The 15,501-nt window shown below is 40.9% G+C and carries 19 protein-coding genes; 1 reads left to right on the forward strand and 18 read right to left on the reverse strand.

From position 1 onward, the window contains the following. Positions 1-56 precede the first annotated feature (56 nt). A complete protein-coding gene (plsY, locus tag D1970_RS10585; protein ID WP_119112840.1) occupies positions 57-629 on the reverse strand; it encodes a glycerol-3-phosphate 1-O-acyltransferase PlsY in 573 nt (190 codons plus the stop codon). A 756-nt stretch (positions 630-1,385) separates the two neighbouring features. Here plsY and D1970_RS10595 point away from each other — a divergent pair. After that, a complete protein-coding gene (locus D1970_RS10595) occupies positions 1,386-1,640 on the forward strand; it encodes a hypothetical protein (RefSeq protein ID WP_142921012.1) in 255 nt (84 codons plus the stop codon). A gap of 60 nt (positions 1,641-1,700) precedes the next feature. Here D1970_RS10595 and D1970_RS10600 read toward each other — a convergent pair whose 3' ends face one another. From D1970_RS10600 to D1970_RS10675, 17 genes are all read right to left on the reverse strand, one after another. Beyond that, complete coding sequence (locus D1970_RS10600; RefSeq protein ID WP_119112843.1) at positions 1,701-2,405, reverse strand: N-acetylmuramoyl-L-alanine amidase; 705 nt, start codon at positions 2,403-2,405, stop codon at positions 1,701-1,703. Positions 2,406-2,455: 50 nt separating this feature from the next. After that, positions 2,456-2,692: a phage holin gene (locus D1970_RS10605; RefSeq protein WP_119112844.1), complete on the reverse strand. Its 237-nt coding sequence runs from the start codon at positions 2,690-2,692 to the stop codon at positions 2,456-2,458. 2 nt (positions 2,693-2,694) lie between these two features. Beyond that, entirely contained in the window at positions 2,695-2,964 is a 270-nt protein-coding gene (locus D1970_RS10610; RefSeq protein ID WP_246370330.1) for a hemolysin XhlA family protein, read from the reverse strand. Between the two features lie 71 nt (positions 2,965-3,035). Then, complete coding sequence (locus D1970_RS22995; protein ID WP_259339661.1) at positions 3,036-3,170, reverse strand: hypothetical protein; 135 nt, start codon at positions 3,168-3,170, stop codon at positions 3,036-3,038. Then, positions 3,170-3,460 (reverse strand): YomQ N-terminal domain-containing protein, encoded by a 291-nt coding sequence (locus tag D1970_RS10615; RefSeq protein ID WP_119112845.1) that lies wholly within the window; start codon positions 3,458-3,460, stop codon positions 3,170-3,172. The genes D1970_RS22995 and D1970_RS10615 overlap by 1 nt, the downstream gene beginning before the upstream one ends. A gap of 14 nt (positions 3,461-3,474) precedes the next feature. Then, positions 3,475-5,571: an XkdV family phage structural protein gene (locus tag D1970_RS10620; protein ID WP_119112846.1), complete on the reverse strand. Its 2,097-nt coding sequence runs from the start codon at positions 5,569-5,571 to the stop codon at positions 3,475-3,477. Positions 5,572-5,585: 14 nt separating this feature from the next. Beyond that, a complete protein-coding gene (locus D1970_RS10625) occupies positions 5,586-6,221 on the reverse strand; it encodes a hypothetical protein (RefSeq protein WP_119112847.1) in 636 nt (211 codons plus the stop codon). Then, entirely contained in the window at positions 6,218-7,360 is a 1,143-nt protein-coding gene (locus tag D1970_RS10630; protein ID WP_119112848.1) for a baseplate J/gp47 family protein, read from the reverse strand. Before D1970_RS10630 ends, D1970_RS10625 begins: the two co-directional genes overlap by 4 nt. Further along, a complete protein-coding gene (locus D1970_RS10635) occupies positions 7,350-7,712 on the reverse strand; it encodes a DUF2634 domain-containing protein (RefSeq protein WP_119112849.1) in 363 nt (120 codons plus the stop codon). The genes D1970_RS10630 and D1970_RS10635 overlap by 11 nt, the downstream gene beginning before the upstream one ends. Continuing rightward, complete coding sequence (locus D1970_RS10640; RefSeq protein ID WP_119112850.1) at positions 7,709-8,050, reverse strand: Gp138 family membrane-puncturing spike protein; 342 nt, start codon at positions 8,048-8,050, stop codon at positions 7,709-7,711. The genes D1970_RS10635 and D1970_RS10640 overlap by 4 nt, the downstream gene beginning before the upstream one ends. Further along, complete coding sequence (locus D1970_RS10645; protein ID WP_119112851.1) at positions 8,050-8,850, reverse strand: phage protein; 801 nt, start codon at positions 8,848-8,850, stop codon at positions 8,050-8,052. Before D1970_RS10645 ends, D1970_RS10640 begins: the two co-directional genes overlap by 1 nt. Then, positions 8,840-9,202, reverse strand: coding sequence for a phage baseplate plug family protein (locus D1970_RS10650; RefSeq protein WP_119112852.1), 363 nt, complete (start codon positions 9,200-9,202; stop codon positions 8,840-8,842). The genes D1970_RS10645 and D1970_RS10650 overlap by 11 nt, the downstream gene beginning before the upstream one ends. A gap of 9 nt (positions 9,203-9,211) precedes the next feature. Next, entirely contained in the window at positions 9,212-9,763 is a 552-nt protein-coding gene (locus tag D1970_RS10655; RefSeq protein ID WP_119112853.1) for a LysM peptidoglycan-binding domain-containing protein, read from the reverse strand. After that, positions 9,763-13,482 (reverse strand): transglycosylase SLT domain-containing protein, encoded by a 3,720-nt coding sequence (locus D1970_RS10660; protein ID WP_119112854.1) that lies wholly within the window; start codon positions 13,480-13,482, stop codon positions 9,763-9,765. Before D1970_RS10660 ends, D1970_RS10655 begins: the two co-directional genes overlap by 1 nt. 244 nt (positions 13,483-13,726) lie before the next feature. Continuing rightward, complete coding sequence (locus D1970_RS10665; RefSeq protein WP_119112855.1) at positions 13,727-13,987, reverse strand: hypothetical protein; 261 nt, start codon at positions 13,985-13,987, stop codon at positions 13,727-13,729. Between the two features lie 92 nt (positions 13,988-14,079). After that, positions 14,080-14,475, reverse strand: coding sequence for a phage structural protein (locus tag D1970_RS10670; protein WP_119112856.1), 396 nt, complete (start codon positions 14,473-14,475; stop codon positions 14,080-14,082). 15 nt (positions 14,476-14,490) lie between these two features. Then, a complete protein-coding gene (locus tag D1970_RS10675; protein WP_119112857.1) occupies positions 14,491-15,501 on the reverse strand; it encodes a DUF3383 family protein in 1,011 nt (336 codons plus the stop codon).

Raw genomic sequence — 15,501 nt, forward strand, 5'->3', positions numbered from 1 at the left:
TTGAAAAATGTTGACAAACTATTAGCTGGTTTAGCTTGACATTATACTCAATATTTTTAAATTATTTTGTTCTCTGTTCCATTTAGAATTCTCTTTATATTTTGTCGATGTAGAATGATTATTGATACGCTTATTAGTAGAGAAAGTGCTATGATAACTTTATCTTCAAATATTAGACTGTAAATAAATAATGCTATCCCAGCCAACATTGAACTTAGTGATACATACTTAGTAAATAACAAAGTTAGTACAAACACAACAAAACCAACCAAAACACCTAAAGGTGTCAAAAATAAAAAAACTCCAGTTGCTGTCGCAACAGCTTTTCCACCTTTAAAATTAGCAAATACAGAAAATATGTGTCCTAATATAGCTAATAAACCACAAACAATAGGATTAATCGTAGAACTAAGTATTAGTGGAAGTAAACAAGCAAGTGTACCTTTTAATATATCAGCAATTGCAACAATTACTCCTGCTTTTATGCCTAAAACTCTATAAGCATTAGTTGCACCAAGATTTCCACTACCATAATCACGAATATCTTTCTTATAAAACATTTTACCGACTATTAAAGCAAATGAAATTGAGCCTATTAAATAACTTAAAATCAGAGTTAAAATGTTCAAAGTAGTATTATCTCCTCACATAGTTTGTTATTTTAAGTATTTCTATTTGTTGTATATTTTTTCCTGCAATCCTTCTTGCGTTAAACTGCCCCATTACTTGAATAAGAAAAAGGCTTTACTCCCTATAGAAGTAAAGCACACCGTTTAGTTGAATATCTTTATCCCATTAGGTTGGATATAACATATTGAAAACCATAAGCCCCTAAAGAACTAATACTTGCCACTATAGCTGCAATAGATAATACTGATTGCTTTTTCGAACGAAACATAAAAAGAATGGATAAACATAAACTAATTAAAAAAAAGACAATCCATAGTTTATTTAATGTAAATGAATCAAAATTGATAAGGTAACTCGCTATGTAAATAACATTAATCAAAAGCATTAGGATTAAGATGAATCTTTTCAAATTAAACATCCCCTTTATTTTATAATTTATCCAAATTATAACACATAATCACTATTCCTTCTTGAACTAAACCGCCCCGTTACTTTAAGTACATTCCTTCACAAACATAAATATCCAAATCAACTGCAAAGTGTTATTCAATTATCTGGCCCAATTACGGAATAAGAAAAAATCCTGCATATCAACACAGGATTTATAATCAATCTTTATTTTAAATAATCGAACTTTGTATAAATGATTAATCATTTTTATAAAATTAACAGTGAGAAGGGCTTTTTATTTTTCATAAAATTGAAACAAGGGCTTTTTTCCAGCTTGTCGAATTTACCAAATACAGGAGAGTGATATGATGAAATCCAAATTAGAGGCACTTTTTGATGATAAGAATTTTTCGGTGGGAGTTAAGGATTGTGAAACCGGAGTCATGATTAATGAACACCAGGACTTAGTTACATATATGTTTTTATTTTATCAAGATAGTGTTGAAGTATTTTTAAGTGTTTTCGATGAGGACGTACCTTATGGTAGGGATATACTTGCCAAAGGGGCAGCTGATACATTGGATGATGCGGTGGCTTTAGCCTTGGACAAACTAGAATAATTAACATATTCAATAATTAATTAAAAGAGAATCCCCTTCTTTACAGAAGGGGATTTCGTCTTACTGTTTTCTCTTTTCCATATGCCATCCTGGAAATTCCTTTTTAATTTTCGCAAATGCAGCATCAATTTCATACTGATCAAATCCCCCAATTACAATATCATGCCAAACTTTTGTTGGTTTTGTATTTGGCTTTGGTTTGGATGCTTGCTGCTTCACTGGGTAATATCGAGTTCCTTCTCTCTTGCATGCTGCTCGGACAACACACTCATACATGCCCTCCCGGTAAGTTTTGTCTTTTAACTTAGCTGCGTTCGGACCATCCACAAAATCATATTCGATAATCGTCATGTTACAGCTGCCAGTTTCTCTGTGCATGAAATAATAGTCTTTACCATTGTTCCCCTTCCGGTCAAATGCTCTCCTTACAGGATATCCAGCCTTTTTAAATTCTTCGGCCAACATTTTCTCAAACTCTCCGTCAGAAAAAATTGAGTGAATAAATTCTGCACCGGATCCACCGCCCGCATTAAAATGATGGCTCATACCGAACTTGGCTTTGGAGTCACGTACACGCTTTGTCCGTGGTCCCGAGTCAAGCGTCTCATCTCCAGACCTGGTAAGCCCGGAGGTAAGTCTGTGCTCCTTTAATCTCCTGTCCACATACCTTGCGGCTTCCAAAGCATACACCTTTTCAATAATTCCGTTAGCCACTGCACCTGGGTCTGTGCCGCCGTGTCCTCCATCATTAATCCATCTTGCCATTATTAACCCTCTCCCTTTTCTTAAAATAAAAAACCGCCCTGGGGGACGACTTAAAGTTTGTTATTGAGTTCTAAAAATTCCTTTTGTTTCTTTGCTTTCTTGGAAACGTAGGTGTTTTTCCAGATTGAATAAAAATTAATAGCTAATGCAGCTCCAGCCGAAACCATAAAGACAAATGCCTCAATGCTCGCCTGATTGAACCACTCCACTGTTACACCAATAGATCCCAAAAATAAAAGGACAGCTGATAGAAAGCCGCCCAAAAGTGTAAAGATATCTTTTTTCATGATTAAGCTCCTCCTTTAAACACATCAAATACTATCGCTATGGCTCCGCCGACAAGTGCAATGATTGATGCCGAAATTAGAGCATTCGTGATTGTCCGCTTCAGCCACTTCGTATCTTCTTTAATTTCCGTCAGTGCATCTTTTATCCCCTGAATAGTTTGGTCTTGTAAAAGCTGTTTATCTTGTAGTCTCCTGATATCAGCCTTCATGTCATTGATATCTTTTTGTACTCCGGATTTCCATGGATCAATTTGTACGTTTTCTGCCTCCAATTCCATTCCCCCCTCTTTATAATTTCTATATAAATAAAAAAGAGGACTTCTTAGCCCTCATTACAACACGATTATTCAATTAAATCTTCTCTACCTTGTGCTGTTAGGTATGTTTCAATGCCCGCCTGTAAATCTGGCCGTTTCGTAGTGACAAATAGAAATGTGTACGCGCCGTCTATGATTCTTTGGGCCATATACGCAGCCATTAAACCCCACTCCCAGCTAAGATAAGATCGTCAAGCGCTGCCTGGATAAGAGCCACCTGTTTTTCTAGCTGTGAAGGTTCTGGTACTGGCTGTGGCGGGTTCTTTTCTTCTTCTGTTGCGGTTTCAACCCAGTCATTTTTAACCTTGTCGAAAATTGGTTTCCAGCATGGCTGTGGCAAAGGTTTATCTGTAAAATAACCGCTTTCTGGTTGCTCGTCATTTTCCAGCGTGATTTCTTCACCTGGCAGCCAATTCCCCTTTTCGTCGTAAAACTGATATGTGATTTTCATTCTGATACCTCCTTTTATTCATCAACCGGATAGCAAGTGTTAATAGGAAACCAAAAACCCGTTGACGGCACTCCACCAGACATAGAATACATTTCGACAATCCCTAGTGTACTTACTGACCACCGAGCAAATCTTGCAAACCCACTTCCATCTAAACTTGTTGGCATTGCGAAAACATGACTCACACCCGACGGTCTGTATCCTGTTGGCAGGGTGGCAATGGTTATCTCGTTTTGTCCAATATTTTTTACAGCACCCCTTAAATATACAATCCCGTCTCTTTTTGCGTATTGCAGTCCCGGAAGTCCGCTAGAATACGGTATAACACCATTTTGCAAAGTAGCATTTTTCCAATCCAACGCGTCAGCACTACCAAACTTAGACCAAGCATTCCAGACACCGCCTGTCATGTTCCTGATGTACATTGTATTGGCATTTGTTGCAGCTAACTGCATACCTGTGGTTGAGCTACCCATCATTACCCAAACACGATGATAAGATGTTGTGGCTGGTGCATTCAGCATACTGTTACCGTAATAAAAACCGCTGGTTATTAGTTTGTTTAAATCTTGACCGGAACAATCAATACTCAGCCCAGAATCCATAGTTAGCTTTGCAACCTGCGTAGCGTTTACTTTCGCTGTTGCCCCTGCTACGGTTTCAACTTCCTGCCAGGCCTTCCATGTGCCAGGTCCACCAACTTCCGGCGGGTTGCCCGACCTTACAAAAACATTGCCTACGCTATTAATAATCATTTGTGAAATTGTATCTGCTCCGCCTCTTGCTACAATCATTTGGCACCATTCTGTCGAGCCAGGACTATTCACAGGCGTTGCGCCTATGCGATAAAACCCGCTCTCAATGACTTTGTTTAAATCCTGACTAGTAGGAAGAATATTGTTAGGGCTATCGCCCAGGCCATGCCCACGCGCCCATGCTAGCGCTGCACTATATGCTGCATCAGCCTTTGTTTGCGCCCCTCCTGGCGTTTCTTTCGCGTTCCAGGTGTTCTTCTCTATATCGGAAACAAAGCGTTTTGTAGCATCTTCTGTAATAATTGACGCTGGATGCGTTGCAGGGTGAACATAGTTATTAGCATACGCTGCTATGCCATTTAATTTTGACACTGCAGCCGGATTCATAAACCCACTTTTTGTGGTTGTAGCATCTGGGTGAGCTGTAGATCCACCTGCTCCAATATGTCCAATAGGAGCAGATGCATTTTTAGCATTTGTTTCTGCTGTGTCGGCCACAGAATCAGCGTAGTTTTTTGCATTAGTTTCCGCTGTGGATGCCACTGCATTTCCATGATTCTTTGCATTTGTTTCCGCTGTCGAAGCAACTGCATTTGCATACGATTTAGCGTTAGTTTCCGCTGCACTTGCCTTTGTCTGGGCTCCACCAGGAGTCTCAAATCGTCCATCAGCTTCCGCCTTGCTGTAAGTGTAAGCTTTAGCAGTATCCAACGCTTTTTTTACTGCATTAGCAGTAGCAGCTTGAACAACGCTTGTACTGTCAATTGCATCATTCAGCTGTGCTATCCCTTTTACCGAAGTCGTGGCGTCAGGAAGGTTGGCAACCGCTATTTTACCGTTATTATCGTACTTAGCAAAAGTAACCCACGCGCCCCAAACACCATTATTATTGATTCGCATATACATGTTGCCGTTTATCCCAATATAAAACTGTGTACTATACGTGCCAGATAACGCCATGACCAACATATGGCCGTTTGTCCCCGGCCCATTAACAGGGCTGCTGCAATAATAAAAACCGTTCGTTGTCTGGGTATTTAAATCTGTGCCACTTGGAAGATTTTCAGATGCTCCACCCATGCCAAACCCCTTGACCCAATTCAAGACATTGTCGGCCTGAGAAAGGGGCAAGTCTCCTGTCGCATCTAAAGTCGCAACTCCATTCGCCTCCCCTTGTTGATCAATATTTATAGCCTCTTCTTGCAATTCTAGTAATGCGAGATAAATTGTGTTGAAGAGCCAATTGAACCAATCAGAAGGTGGACGGTCATTAGGCTGCCATCCTTCATCCAACTTGGTTTGCGGAGGCTTGCTGCCTGGGTATTTCCATTCTGGTAATTCTTTAATAAAAGGCATAATGACACTCCTTTCTAAAATGGCAATATCACATCTTCATTCGGATTAAATGTGGCACCCAACCGCCCACCGCTGCTTTGATCTAAAGGCGCAAATCCAAATTCAAATGAAGCTTCTATGTTTGAAGGTTGGGAAGAAAATATAAATGTTCCCCTGACATCGATATTCGTGATTCTTATTCCGGCACCTACAACCTGTTGAGTGATATAAGCGAATTGTCCGACTGACATCCCTACTTTGTTAAGGGCCGTCAACGGAAGGTCCTCTATCATAAGCGCTGCAGGCTCCCCCTGCTGATATAATGCTTTAAGCTTTATGGTGGATGGAGAAGTATTTAATGAACGCGACAATGCATCGATGACACTATTAATTGTCCCGTCACTTCTATTTCGGGCAATTCGCGCTTTGATTAGTACTCTCATAATCTCGTCTGTCGCTAATCCACGTTTTTGGCCCACGTTTTTCCCAATCTGTTCAAGTGTGCTTCCCTCTGCCTCATCTATGTTTCGCCAGTGATCAATCTTGGTCAAAGCTGTGTTCAATTGATCAATCTGGTTAGATAAAATAAGCATCAATCGACCAATATTAGAGTCGGCCTTTTTAGAGAAAGCGTCTGGTAAACTTTGAAGGATTGATTGAAAAATACTCATGATGCCACCACACTTATATTTTCAGGAAGGGCCTGGGCCACTTCTTGTGGTTCAATAGGAATATTGACGGCACTTAATAAGTCCGCTGTTTTTCCTGTTTTGATAGTCACATCCGTTACACCTTGAGCACCCATTACAGCCGCGACCAATCTCTGCAGGATAACATCATCCCCTTGTTCAAGATTATTAATTACATTAATAACTCCATTTCTAACTTGCGTTAACCCGTCAATTTCAAAGGTCGAATCCGTCACAAGCGTAATGTTGGCAAAGATATCGATTACTGAGGCTGGTGTATACTTAACAATGTGTTTATTGCCAGCTATATCTTCCATGGTAAAATCTGTGGTCCCGAATGATTCAATACCAGCTGTCATTTTACTGAAAATGGCCTCAGCCACAGCCGGGCCAGTTCCACCATGAGCATATATTTGAAAACTTTTCGGAGGAAGACCGTTTTCCGCTACCATTTTATTATTAACAGCTATATTCGCCGCCCGAACTCCTGGAACAGCTAATACTGCTGCGAGAATGGCGTTTGGTGAAGCGCTGCCCGCGCCGGCACCGGAAACGAGTAAACGTTCTGTAAGCTCTGCATCTGTTTCCCTATCCTGCCCACCGGCTGCCGGACCAGAGTTATTGACGGTGAGCACATCTGCATTTGGTTCACTTATGACAGTGATAGTCCCGGCAGCTACATTTCCCAAAGCACCTGGTGTCATACATACTGCCAATCCTAATCCTTTACCAGAGACGTCAAGTTGCACATCTTCCGTGAGCATAAAGTCAACTTCGTTAATGGTTTCAAACCGTGTCCCTACCTGGATTACATAATTCGGAGTGCCGGTGAAACTCAAGGTAACAATTGCTTCCTGTTCAGGTTTTCTGTTTGTATTAAAAAAAGGCGTTAAGTTATCCAACTGGACACCTTCCGCCTTTCCTACAAATGCACTATTATACACCTTCTCAGCAAGCTCCCAAGCTAAAGCCAGGAACCATGCAAAGAGTCTCAATATAAGTCCAAACGGACTCCTTGGCGATACATTTATATTATCACCAAAAAGCTCACGAGCCTTATCACTCATTTCTTCAATTAAATCAGCATAAGTTTTACGTTTAAAACCACTCTTATCCAGCATCCAATGACACCTCCTCCAATGTCAATTGGGATCCGTCACCCTTTTCCAAAGTAATATTTACAGTCCGATGCCTAATTTTTTTATTATCAAAAAAGGTTATATCCCGCACTGAAGCAATACGCTCTTCCTGAGACAACGCTTCAATAATGTCATCACGTACTTCTTCTTGGTTCGCTTCCTTACCAACCAAATTGGAATGTGATAGGCCATGTTCTTCCTCTAAGAAAAACTCTCCCTTGCTGGTTTGCAGAATGGCTTCCACCGACTGGACCAGTTCCTCATTGCCTTCTGCAAAAATCCAGTCGCCGTTCTCAAAAACCAGATCACCATCAATTATTTTTGGAGAAATCATTTGAACACACCCACAATCACGGCATCATTAATACTGTGTACCCTGGTAAAGCCAGGATCGAAAGTATGGGCGCCGGTCATATGGTCAAGAGCCCGATCAGCGAAGTTCACCCAAACAACATCCCCAGTAATCAATTCCCCTATATGTTTTAGTATAGGGACTTCAACCACAGGTGGATGATCGGATAGTTCTCCGTCTTTGTCTTTGGTTTTAAACAATATTTTAATATCTGCTGTTCCATTTGCATTCATTGTTATGACTCTGGCAGGTGCTGCCACAAATAAATGAAGACCAACCTCTTTCTTAAGATGGTTGAAAAACTGAGTGTCATTGGCCATTAAATCACCTTCATTTCTGTTCTGAACTCATCGCCGTTACAGAGGTGTTTACCTTTTTTCACGCGGTATTTCCCATTAGCGGTCTTACTCTCAATTTCGATAATGGATGCCACTGTTATCCTGTGCTGAAGCAAACTCATAACATTATAGCCGCGCACTCCATCCTCATCAAAAGGTTCTGGTGATTGTAATAACCCGGTACTATCTTCTAAACGGAAATGCTCAACCGTGCCCTCTTTGATTGATCTGATAACTCTCCCGCCTCGACGATTGTACATAGATGCACCACAATCCTTCACTACCTCGATTAAATTGTTTTCTATGTTCCCTGTGACTGTGTATCCCTTTTTGTATATCACGTTTTTAGGAAGTTTGAGCTCTAGCAATTTAAAACCCAATACACTAGCCAATCTTTTAATAATGACATCAGCCTTAGTACCAGCTTTAAAGGTGATAGGTTTTGCTGTTTTCTTCTTTGCTAAATCCTCGCCCTCAAGCATCTTGATAGTAGTCACTTTATCAACCCCTTCACGACGGGTAAAAAAATGGGATATTTCCCCTTGAGCGAGCACTCCGTAATCCGATTTATAACCAGCCTGTACAGTAAGAGAGCTGCCTTTTTTAATCCGACTAATTGAGTTTTGCGATAGGTTGTAAATCATGACACTTGTTTCATTCGGCTTTTCATCATCGTCAAATGGCACTTCAAATTCAATATGGAGTTCACTAGATGTAAATTCCGCTTTATAATCTCCAGAAACCTGAATTTTAACGATACGGCCAAATAATTTACCCGTCATAACCGTTCCCCTCCAAGCTTGGTTCATCCGGAATGTTAGCCACATTATCAATATATAAAAATGTTGTGACCATAAAGTTATCTAAGGTGACCCTGATAGCTTTCCCGGATTCATCCATAGGTACAATGGCCGGAGCTGGCAAACGTTGATCTATCAGGTTACTCCACAACGGCCTATTGAGAACTAACTTTTCGCCAATAACAATTGGGATTTGATTGGCGTCGTAAAGATTTATTGTAAAAAAATCAAATGATTGATTATAGTTCACTTCAAAAATAAAAGATTCATTACCTAGGTCGATTTCGAATTGCTCAGGTAATGAATCTTTATCAATTGGAATGTAATCGAGCATTGAATCACCTTATTTCACCCTTAGTTTGACCCCTATTGGAATCCTTCTATCCGGATACTTATTCCATTTCCTTAATTGTGGAATAGATGTTTCGTACTTTCTTGACAGCCCCCAATAAGTATCACCTGCTTTTACTCTGTGATAAACAGCTTTACTTTTTTTAGTTGGTTTTTTACTAACAGGCTTCTTTTTCCCACTATTTTTCACCTTCACCCAGGGGGTTGTCGCAATTCTGATAGTTTGAAGCTTAATAGAGATGTTTGACCCATTTGATATGGAATAATCAACATCACCGTCAATACTTAAGATGATGACATTTTTTGCGATATTACGGCCTACGTAAGTAAACATGGTGCCTTTTTTCATTTCTCTCTTTAGGTACTCTTTATCTTCTTTGTAGTTGGAACCAATTATAGATCCGGAAATTGAAACCTCATCCGGTTTTTCTTGAACGTGATCAGTGAAAGGTATTCCCTTTTCAACAGGGTAGGAAGTGGCATCTACAGCACTGGAATCCGATTCTTTTTCAATAAAAAGCTTTACCCTGCCCAGTTTGGCCATTAGACTACCACCCCGCTATCAAAGAGATTAATTAGTTTTTGGTAGTGCTCATCTAAAGCTTCTTGCACTTGCTGCTTTACTGGCTTACCGCCGGAATTACCGCTAGTTCCGTAAATATTTACTGTCGGTTTGTAATCAATATAGTACTCATTGGAACCGGAAGAGAATGAATCAACAGTAGGATTGTAGGAACCTGATGCAATTTTCCTGCTTTCACGGTTGTTGAAGATTTCTGTCCCTTTCCTCAATCGCATCAGCTCTGGACCTTGTTCACCTACCCAAGCCCACTCTGATTTCTTAAGAGGACCATCGGTTCCAGAAGCGTATCCTTTATACCCACCACCTCGAGCCATACTGAGCATGCCTGGTGTGTTAAATACTGAACCATAACGAGCCTTAATATATCGAATTGCTGCTACAGCATTGTGAACTGGATTGTAAATGTCATTCATGCCTGGCAATTTATAAGCGCTAAATGTGCTGTTTATTGTCTGAAAAAGGCCTTTACTAGGATGACCAGCTCTAAAATTCGAGTCCCACAAATTTATTGCCCTTGGGTTATACCCTGACTCCTTCTGCGCCTTCACGAGCATCGCCGGCATCCAACTCATTGGTGTACCAGTTATGCCTAACGCCTGGGCAATCCATTGCTTTACTTGTGATGGAGCTGCTGCACCACCAGCAAAGGAAGAGCTAAATCCCTCCATCTTCTTTTTCAGAAACTCTGTAGCTTTGCCTTTCAAAAATTTAACGGACCCCATTCCGAATTGATTGAAAGCACCAGACATTTTCGGAAATTCTACTCCGAACTTTTCAAAAATCTTTAAAGCGAGCTTAGATGGATTGGAAATGTAAGACCAAACATCTAGGCCAACATCCTTAACCTTTCCTGCGACTTTTTTAGTTCCGTCCCAAAGATCACCTGCAACATTTTTGGTTCCTTGCCACGCTCGGCTTAGGAAGTTTCCATCAGAACCCTGACCTTTTTTTCCTTTTTTGTAAGCTGGAAATCCTGCTGCTAACAACTCCATGGATTTCCTAAATGGCATAACTTCTGTCCCTTTAGGCAAATTCATTAAAGTGTCTTTCCCTGGAGATAATCCAATATGTCCTCCCGGTGTCCGGTAGAGTTCCGGACCGCCGCCGTCTCCTAAAATAGCTGGGCCACCCGGGTGGAATCCTGTTCCTTTAGCATACTTAGGAGGCTCCCATTGAGGAATAGTAAAATCGATACCGATTTTACCCATCGCCCAATTCAAACCACTGGTAGCACCATTTATAACTTTTGCAAAACCTGACACTAGTTTATTGCCAAATGATTTGACACCTTTTAGCGCTTCGCCGGACATATTCTTTATTCCCTGACCTATTTTCCCCGGCAATGCCTTTGCTGCATCGATAATATTTGAAAACCGAGTAGTTACCGTTTCCTTGATGAGTGTCATAATTCTGCCGACTGAAGAGTGCATTGCTGAAAATCCTTTAGATACAAATCCCCCTACCGCTTTTACACCACCGAAGAAAATATTCTTCAAAGTTGACCAAAGAGTAGATATAATAGTCCGCATGCCAGAGAACAGTAGCTTTCCAGCACCAAGAATGCGCCCTACAAACAATAGATTCACATAATTCCATACAAATTGAATGGCGCCAAAGAATACTTCTTTGATACCTTCCCACATCTTACTGAAATCACCAGTAAACAGCCCTGAGAAGATTTTCACCAGGCCCATTATAATATTCAGGGCACCGTTTATGACCCCTTTGATGTTTCCCCAAACGGATTTTATCAATCCTAATACCAAAGGCCATACAGCTTGCATGATAGCCCAGACAAAACCCATAACAAACTTGACTACCGCAACTATTGGAGTGAAGAAATTTTTCGCTGCCTGAAGGATCTGGGCGCCGTTCTCGTTCCAGAATTTTTTAAGCTGAGATAGCTTTTCACCCGCAAATGAAGTGATTGCAGCCATCGCCTGCATGAGATATGGACGGATAAAACCCCATACAGAGACTGCAGCAGACTTAATTGAGTTCCACCCGCTAATGACCGCGTTACGGAAAGTCTCAGAACGTGTCCATAAAAGATAAAAGCCTGCTGCTAATGCAATAATTGCAACGGTAACCAAGGCTGCTGTTCCTGCTGTGGCCGCTAAGCCTTCTACAACTGGTTTGATTACTGTCCAGGCCGCCGCAAAAGCAGCTTTCATGCCCATAACATATCCAATTCCGATTGCTAAAGGCGTAAGAAATAATAAAATTGTTGTAAGAAGATAAACAAACATACCAGCAATCTTGGTAATCCAAGGGCTAATTTCATTCAGCTTTTGAACGAATTCTCCAACCTTTGTCCCCATATCAACCATTTTAGAAGCAAGAAATCCCCATAGTTCCACAAACGGAGCAAGGGCATCTGCCCAGGTACTTTTGAAGTTTTCCCACGACTGTCCAAGAGGTTTGATGCTATTTTGCAAATCTTTTATTTTGTTATCAGTTTCCTGCTTCAGTTTAGAAAGCTCATCAGTTGCCTGAGTCCTGGCAAGCGCCATTTTATCGCGCCAGGTTCCAACGTACTTGTCTAATTCAGGACGGCTCATACTATCCAAAGTCTTAATCTGTCCAGCAGCTGCCGGCCCTGCCTTTTGGAGTTCTTTTAAAAGCCCTTCATCAACACCTTTTTTAGTAAGGCTTGAAAGACCATTTCTCCAAGTTTGCATAGCTTTCAACTGGCTATCCAATGCTGTTTGAAGGTCGCTGCCTCTGACCTTAGGTATGGATACCTTCTCAAACAAATCTACAAAATATGCAATTTCATTTACTCGATCCTGCCAGGCATCCTTATAAACTTTAGTTAGTCGTGCTTGTTCAGCACGTACATCCGAAGGATCAGGACCTAAAGCAGAATGGGCCATAACAGCAGTGAATCCAAGCCAAGCGATGCTTAGGATCATAAGAAGAGCTTGTTGTCTCATAATTCCCTGATTAATAAGCCGTACCTGATCCTGCAAAGCTTTCATGCTGGCATTCGGCCCGAGTATTTGAAGTGCCAATGATGCTGCGTTTCCCGACCGAGCCATGCGGTCCAGACCATCTGTAACCTTTAACAACGGCTTATTAACCTTGTATATCGCTCCACCCATACGGTCGTAGTTATCGCTGATTTTGGAGCTTTGGCTGCTCATGGCAGACATAGTGGCTACTGTTTGGATAAAACCCTGTTTCATTGACTGATTACTATTAATCATCTGGTCTGTAATCTTCTTATGAGTTTTACCAAGTTTAGTGATTTCCTTCATGAAATCATTGGTAGAACCCTGATAATGTCCCATCTGCATGCCGAGCTTTCGCATATCATTTTTGGAATTCATTAATTCCATCCGATATTTTTTCATATCATTATGATTACGAATCATCGACTGCTGCATATCTTTGGACATGCTTGACCATTCATTCGCCAACTGGTGAGCACTAATACCGGATGTCCTGGCCAATTGCCGGATAAAATCCATTTGACGGGTGACTTCTTTATTAAAGGTTTTAGTTTCCTTGATCATATCGCCCATGGCAGAGTCGTAAGTTTTTTGCATCTTCTGGACTCCAGGATTCATCCCTTTTGTCTTTCTTGAGAGCTCATCCATCTCTTTGTTTATCTCTGAGACAGGTGATTTTTCTATGCCAAATCCAAGCTCAACAACCATGCTCCGCAGTGCTTCCATACCACCCCCTCCTTTCTTTTGAATTTAGCAATACTATCTTCTACGAGGCCGTTTTGGTTTGCTACTCGAGTTAATCGCTGCTTCTTCTTTCTTACCGTTAATGTCGATTGCCATGTTTGCCTTTAGTAATTGATGTCTGGACATTTGTATGGCTTCGCTATAGGTGATGACTTTGGCAACGATAGGCCGCCAAAACCACCACTCCTTTTCGACTTCTTGTTTTAACTTGGTTTCGCTAAAGCTGTTATTTTCCTGTTCTAAGAAAGGAAAGCGCTTCTTTGATTACCTCTTCCAAACCATCGTTTTCATCGAAATAATCGAAAGATACTTTTGGGTCAACAACGATATGTTTGAACACCTCATCAGCTGTCTTTTCAGAAGACGGCACGCCATTATCCTGAGTAATACGGTCTTGAATCCTCATGTATTCACGGGATCCAGGATGCTGTAATGTGTAGTCAATTCCTTCAACAGTAATTGTTTTCTGAGTTCCGATTTTAGCCATTTTAAAAATCTCTCCCTTTAAATGTAAATTAAATAAAGCAGCCCGATTGGACTGCCTTGATCGATTATTCAGCTTGCGTTTAGCCACTTAAATCACTCTTCTGTGTAATCAAAAACCTGGAATTCGAATTCCCGGGAACTTGCTTCATCTCCGATTTCCTTTGATGGTGTTTTCTTTACCCGAGCCCTTGTTCCGCCGGCTTTTTCTTTTTGCGTGCCATCGTTATAGTTGACCCAGATTGGAAACTCTTCTTTCGACTTAGCCTTGTCCATTAAAAAACGATAGGACGGTGACGTCTGAGAAAGTGTGATTGTAATTGTCCCAAGAGGATTATTAATCTCTGAGATAATCGGTTCACCTTGAGCACTCACCTTTGTACTAAAGAACTCCTCGTCCTTTTCTGCACTGATAAAGCTCCCTTCATCGAACCCCGTAATAAACCGGCTGTCTACACTGACAGTGGCATATGCTGCATTATAAGTACTCATGTTTATTTACCTCCCCTAAGCTAGTATTTCACCCTGAATTTTCGCCTCATGAATGGCTCCTGCAAGCTCAAAGCTAAAAGCCAAACCACCATATATGCGTTTTGACATTTCCTCTGCAGGCAACTCTTCCCGACTTTTTGCTGTTACCGTATAAAGGGGCTTTCCGTCTGCATTTTCAGCAATAATCCCATTAATAAATCCTTGTTGAAGTACAGTTGTAATTTGATCATCTAACAGATTGATTCCTCTATGGTCAAAAGGAATTTTGCCATTGTTTGCGAAGGCAGATTGAATACTATTTTCGATATTGACTTTGATCCACGATTTCCCGTGCATGACATCAATGTACTCTTTGCTTGCAACAATTCCTTCACTCGTTTGGGGAGTTCCAGCCTTATTAACATAAGCAATGGCCCCATCTTCATGAATGAGGCCAAGTTCTGTTGAATCAACATCAATTGGAGTTATTCCTGTCAGAGTTTTAAACTTCCAAGTAATAGATCCTACTGTTTGACTGCCAAGTTCACCTACAAGTGCAGCATCAACTTCTTGATTCACGATAGGATGGTAAAAGTTAATGATGTAATCATACGCATTAGACTTAAAAGCATTTCGGCTTTCAGAATCAATAGTTTTAGCTACATACATTTTAAATTTCTTTGCTTCAATAAAATCTGCCACAGCAATTTGTTCAGCTAGATCAGCATCAGCAGTTAGGACAAAAAACCAATCCTTATCGTAGTATTCTGCTACCGCACCGGCTGGGCTTGAAATTCCTCCTGTAGCAGCAGGATCATATGTTGCAATTGTTAATGAAGCAGGGCGATGTTTTTGAGCGAATACTGCAGCTGCTTTCTTGTATGCTGTAGTTGTCTCAACAAAGTCTTCTTTCACCGCTGTAATGTCCGTAAACTTTTTTATTGTACTGGTGCCTGTTTTTTCAGTCAGGATAAGTGGGTTCCCTAGACCGACCAATCCAGATGGCTTTACCAGGTCAATCGTTACAGTAACGTCTGATAATGGCAT

The sequence above is a fragment of the Mesobacillus zeae genome, assembly GCF_003570705.1.
GTDB classification, from domain to species: domain Bacteria; phylum Bacillota; class Bacilli; order Bacillales; family Cytobacillaceae; genus Mesobacillus_C; species Mesobacillus_C zeae.

Bases quoted from the DNA above. Each gene is read 5' to 3' on its own strand.
- D1970_RS10635 (WP_119112849.1), bottom strand. From the start codon at position 7,712: ATGATTTCTCCAAAAATAATTGATGGTGATCTGGTTTTTGAGAACGGC.
- D1970_RS10615 (WP_119112845.1), bottom strand. From the start codon at position 3,460: ATGAAAATCACATATCAGTTTTACGACGAAAAGGGGAATTGGCTGCCA.
- D1970_RS10650 (WP_119112852.1), bottom strand. From the start codon at position 9,202: ATGCTCGATTACATTCCAATTGATAAAGATTCATTACCTGAGCAATTC.
- D1970_RS10605 (WP_119112844.1), bottom strand. From the start codon at position 2,692: ATGAAAAAAGATATCTTTACACTTTTGGGCGGCTTTCTATCAGCTGTC.
- D1970_RS22995 (WP_259339661.1), bottom strand. From the start codon at position 3,170: ATGGCTGCGTATATGGCCCAAAGAATCATAGACGGCGCGTACACATTT.
- D1970_RS10665 (WP_119112855.1), bottom strand. From the start codon at position 13,987: ATGGCTAAAATCGGAACTCAGAAAACAATTACTGTTGAAGGAATTGAC.
- D1970_RS10625 (WP_119112847.1), bottom strand. From the start codon at position 6,221: ATGAGTATTTTTCAATCAATCCTTCAAAGTTTACCAGACGCTTTCTCT.
- D1970_RS10595 (WP_142921012.1), top strand. From the start codon at position 1,386: ATGATGAAATCCAAATTAGAGGCACTTTTTGATGATAAGAATTTTTCG.
- D1970_RS10655 (WP_119112853.1), bottom strand. From the start codon at position 9,763: ATGGCCAAACTGGGCAGGGTAAAGCTTTTTATTGAAAAAGAATCGGAT.
- D1970_RS10675 (WP_119112857.1), bottom strand. From the start codon at position 15,501: ATGCCATTATCAGACGTTACTGTAACGATTGACCTGGTAAAGCCATCT.
- D1970_RS10670 (WP_119112856.1), bottom strand. From the start codon at position 14,475: ATGAGTACTTATAATGCAGCATATGCCACTGTCAGTGTAGACAGCCGG.
- D1970_RS10640 (WP_119112850.1), bottom strand. From the start codon at position 8,050: ATGGCCAATGACACTCAGTTTTTCAACCATCTTAAGAAAGAGGTTGGT.
- D1970_RS10600 (WP_119112843.1), bottom strand. From the start codon at position 2,405: ATGGCAAGATGGATTAATGATGGAGGACACGGCGGCACAGACCCAGGT.
- D1970_RS10645 (WP_119112851.1), bottom strand. From the start codon at position 8,850: ATGACGGGTAAATTATTTGGCCGTATCGTTAAAATTCAGGTTTCTGGA.
- D1970_RS10660 (WP_119112854.1), bottom strand. From the start codon at position 13,482: ATGGAAGCACTGCGGAGCATGGTTGTTGAGCTTGGATTTGGCATAGAA.
- D1970_RS10620 (WP_119112846.1), bottom strand. From the start codon at position 5,571: ATGCCTTTTATTAAAGAATTACCAGAATGGAAATACCCAGGCAGCAAG.
- D1970_RS10630 (WP_119112848.1), bottom strand. From the start codon at position 7,360: ATGCTGGATAAGAGTGGTTTTAAACGTAAAACTTATGCTGATTTAATT.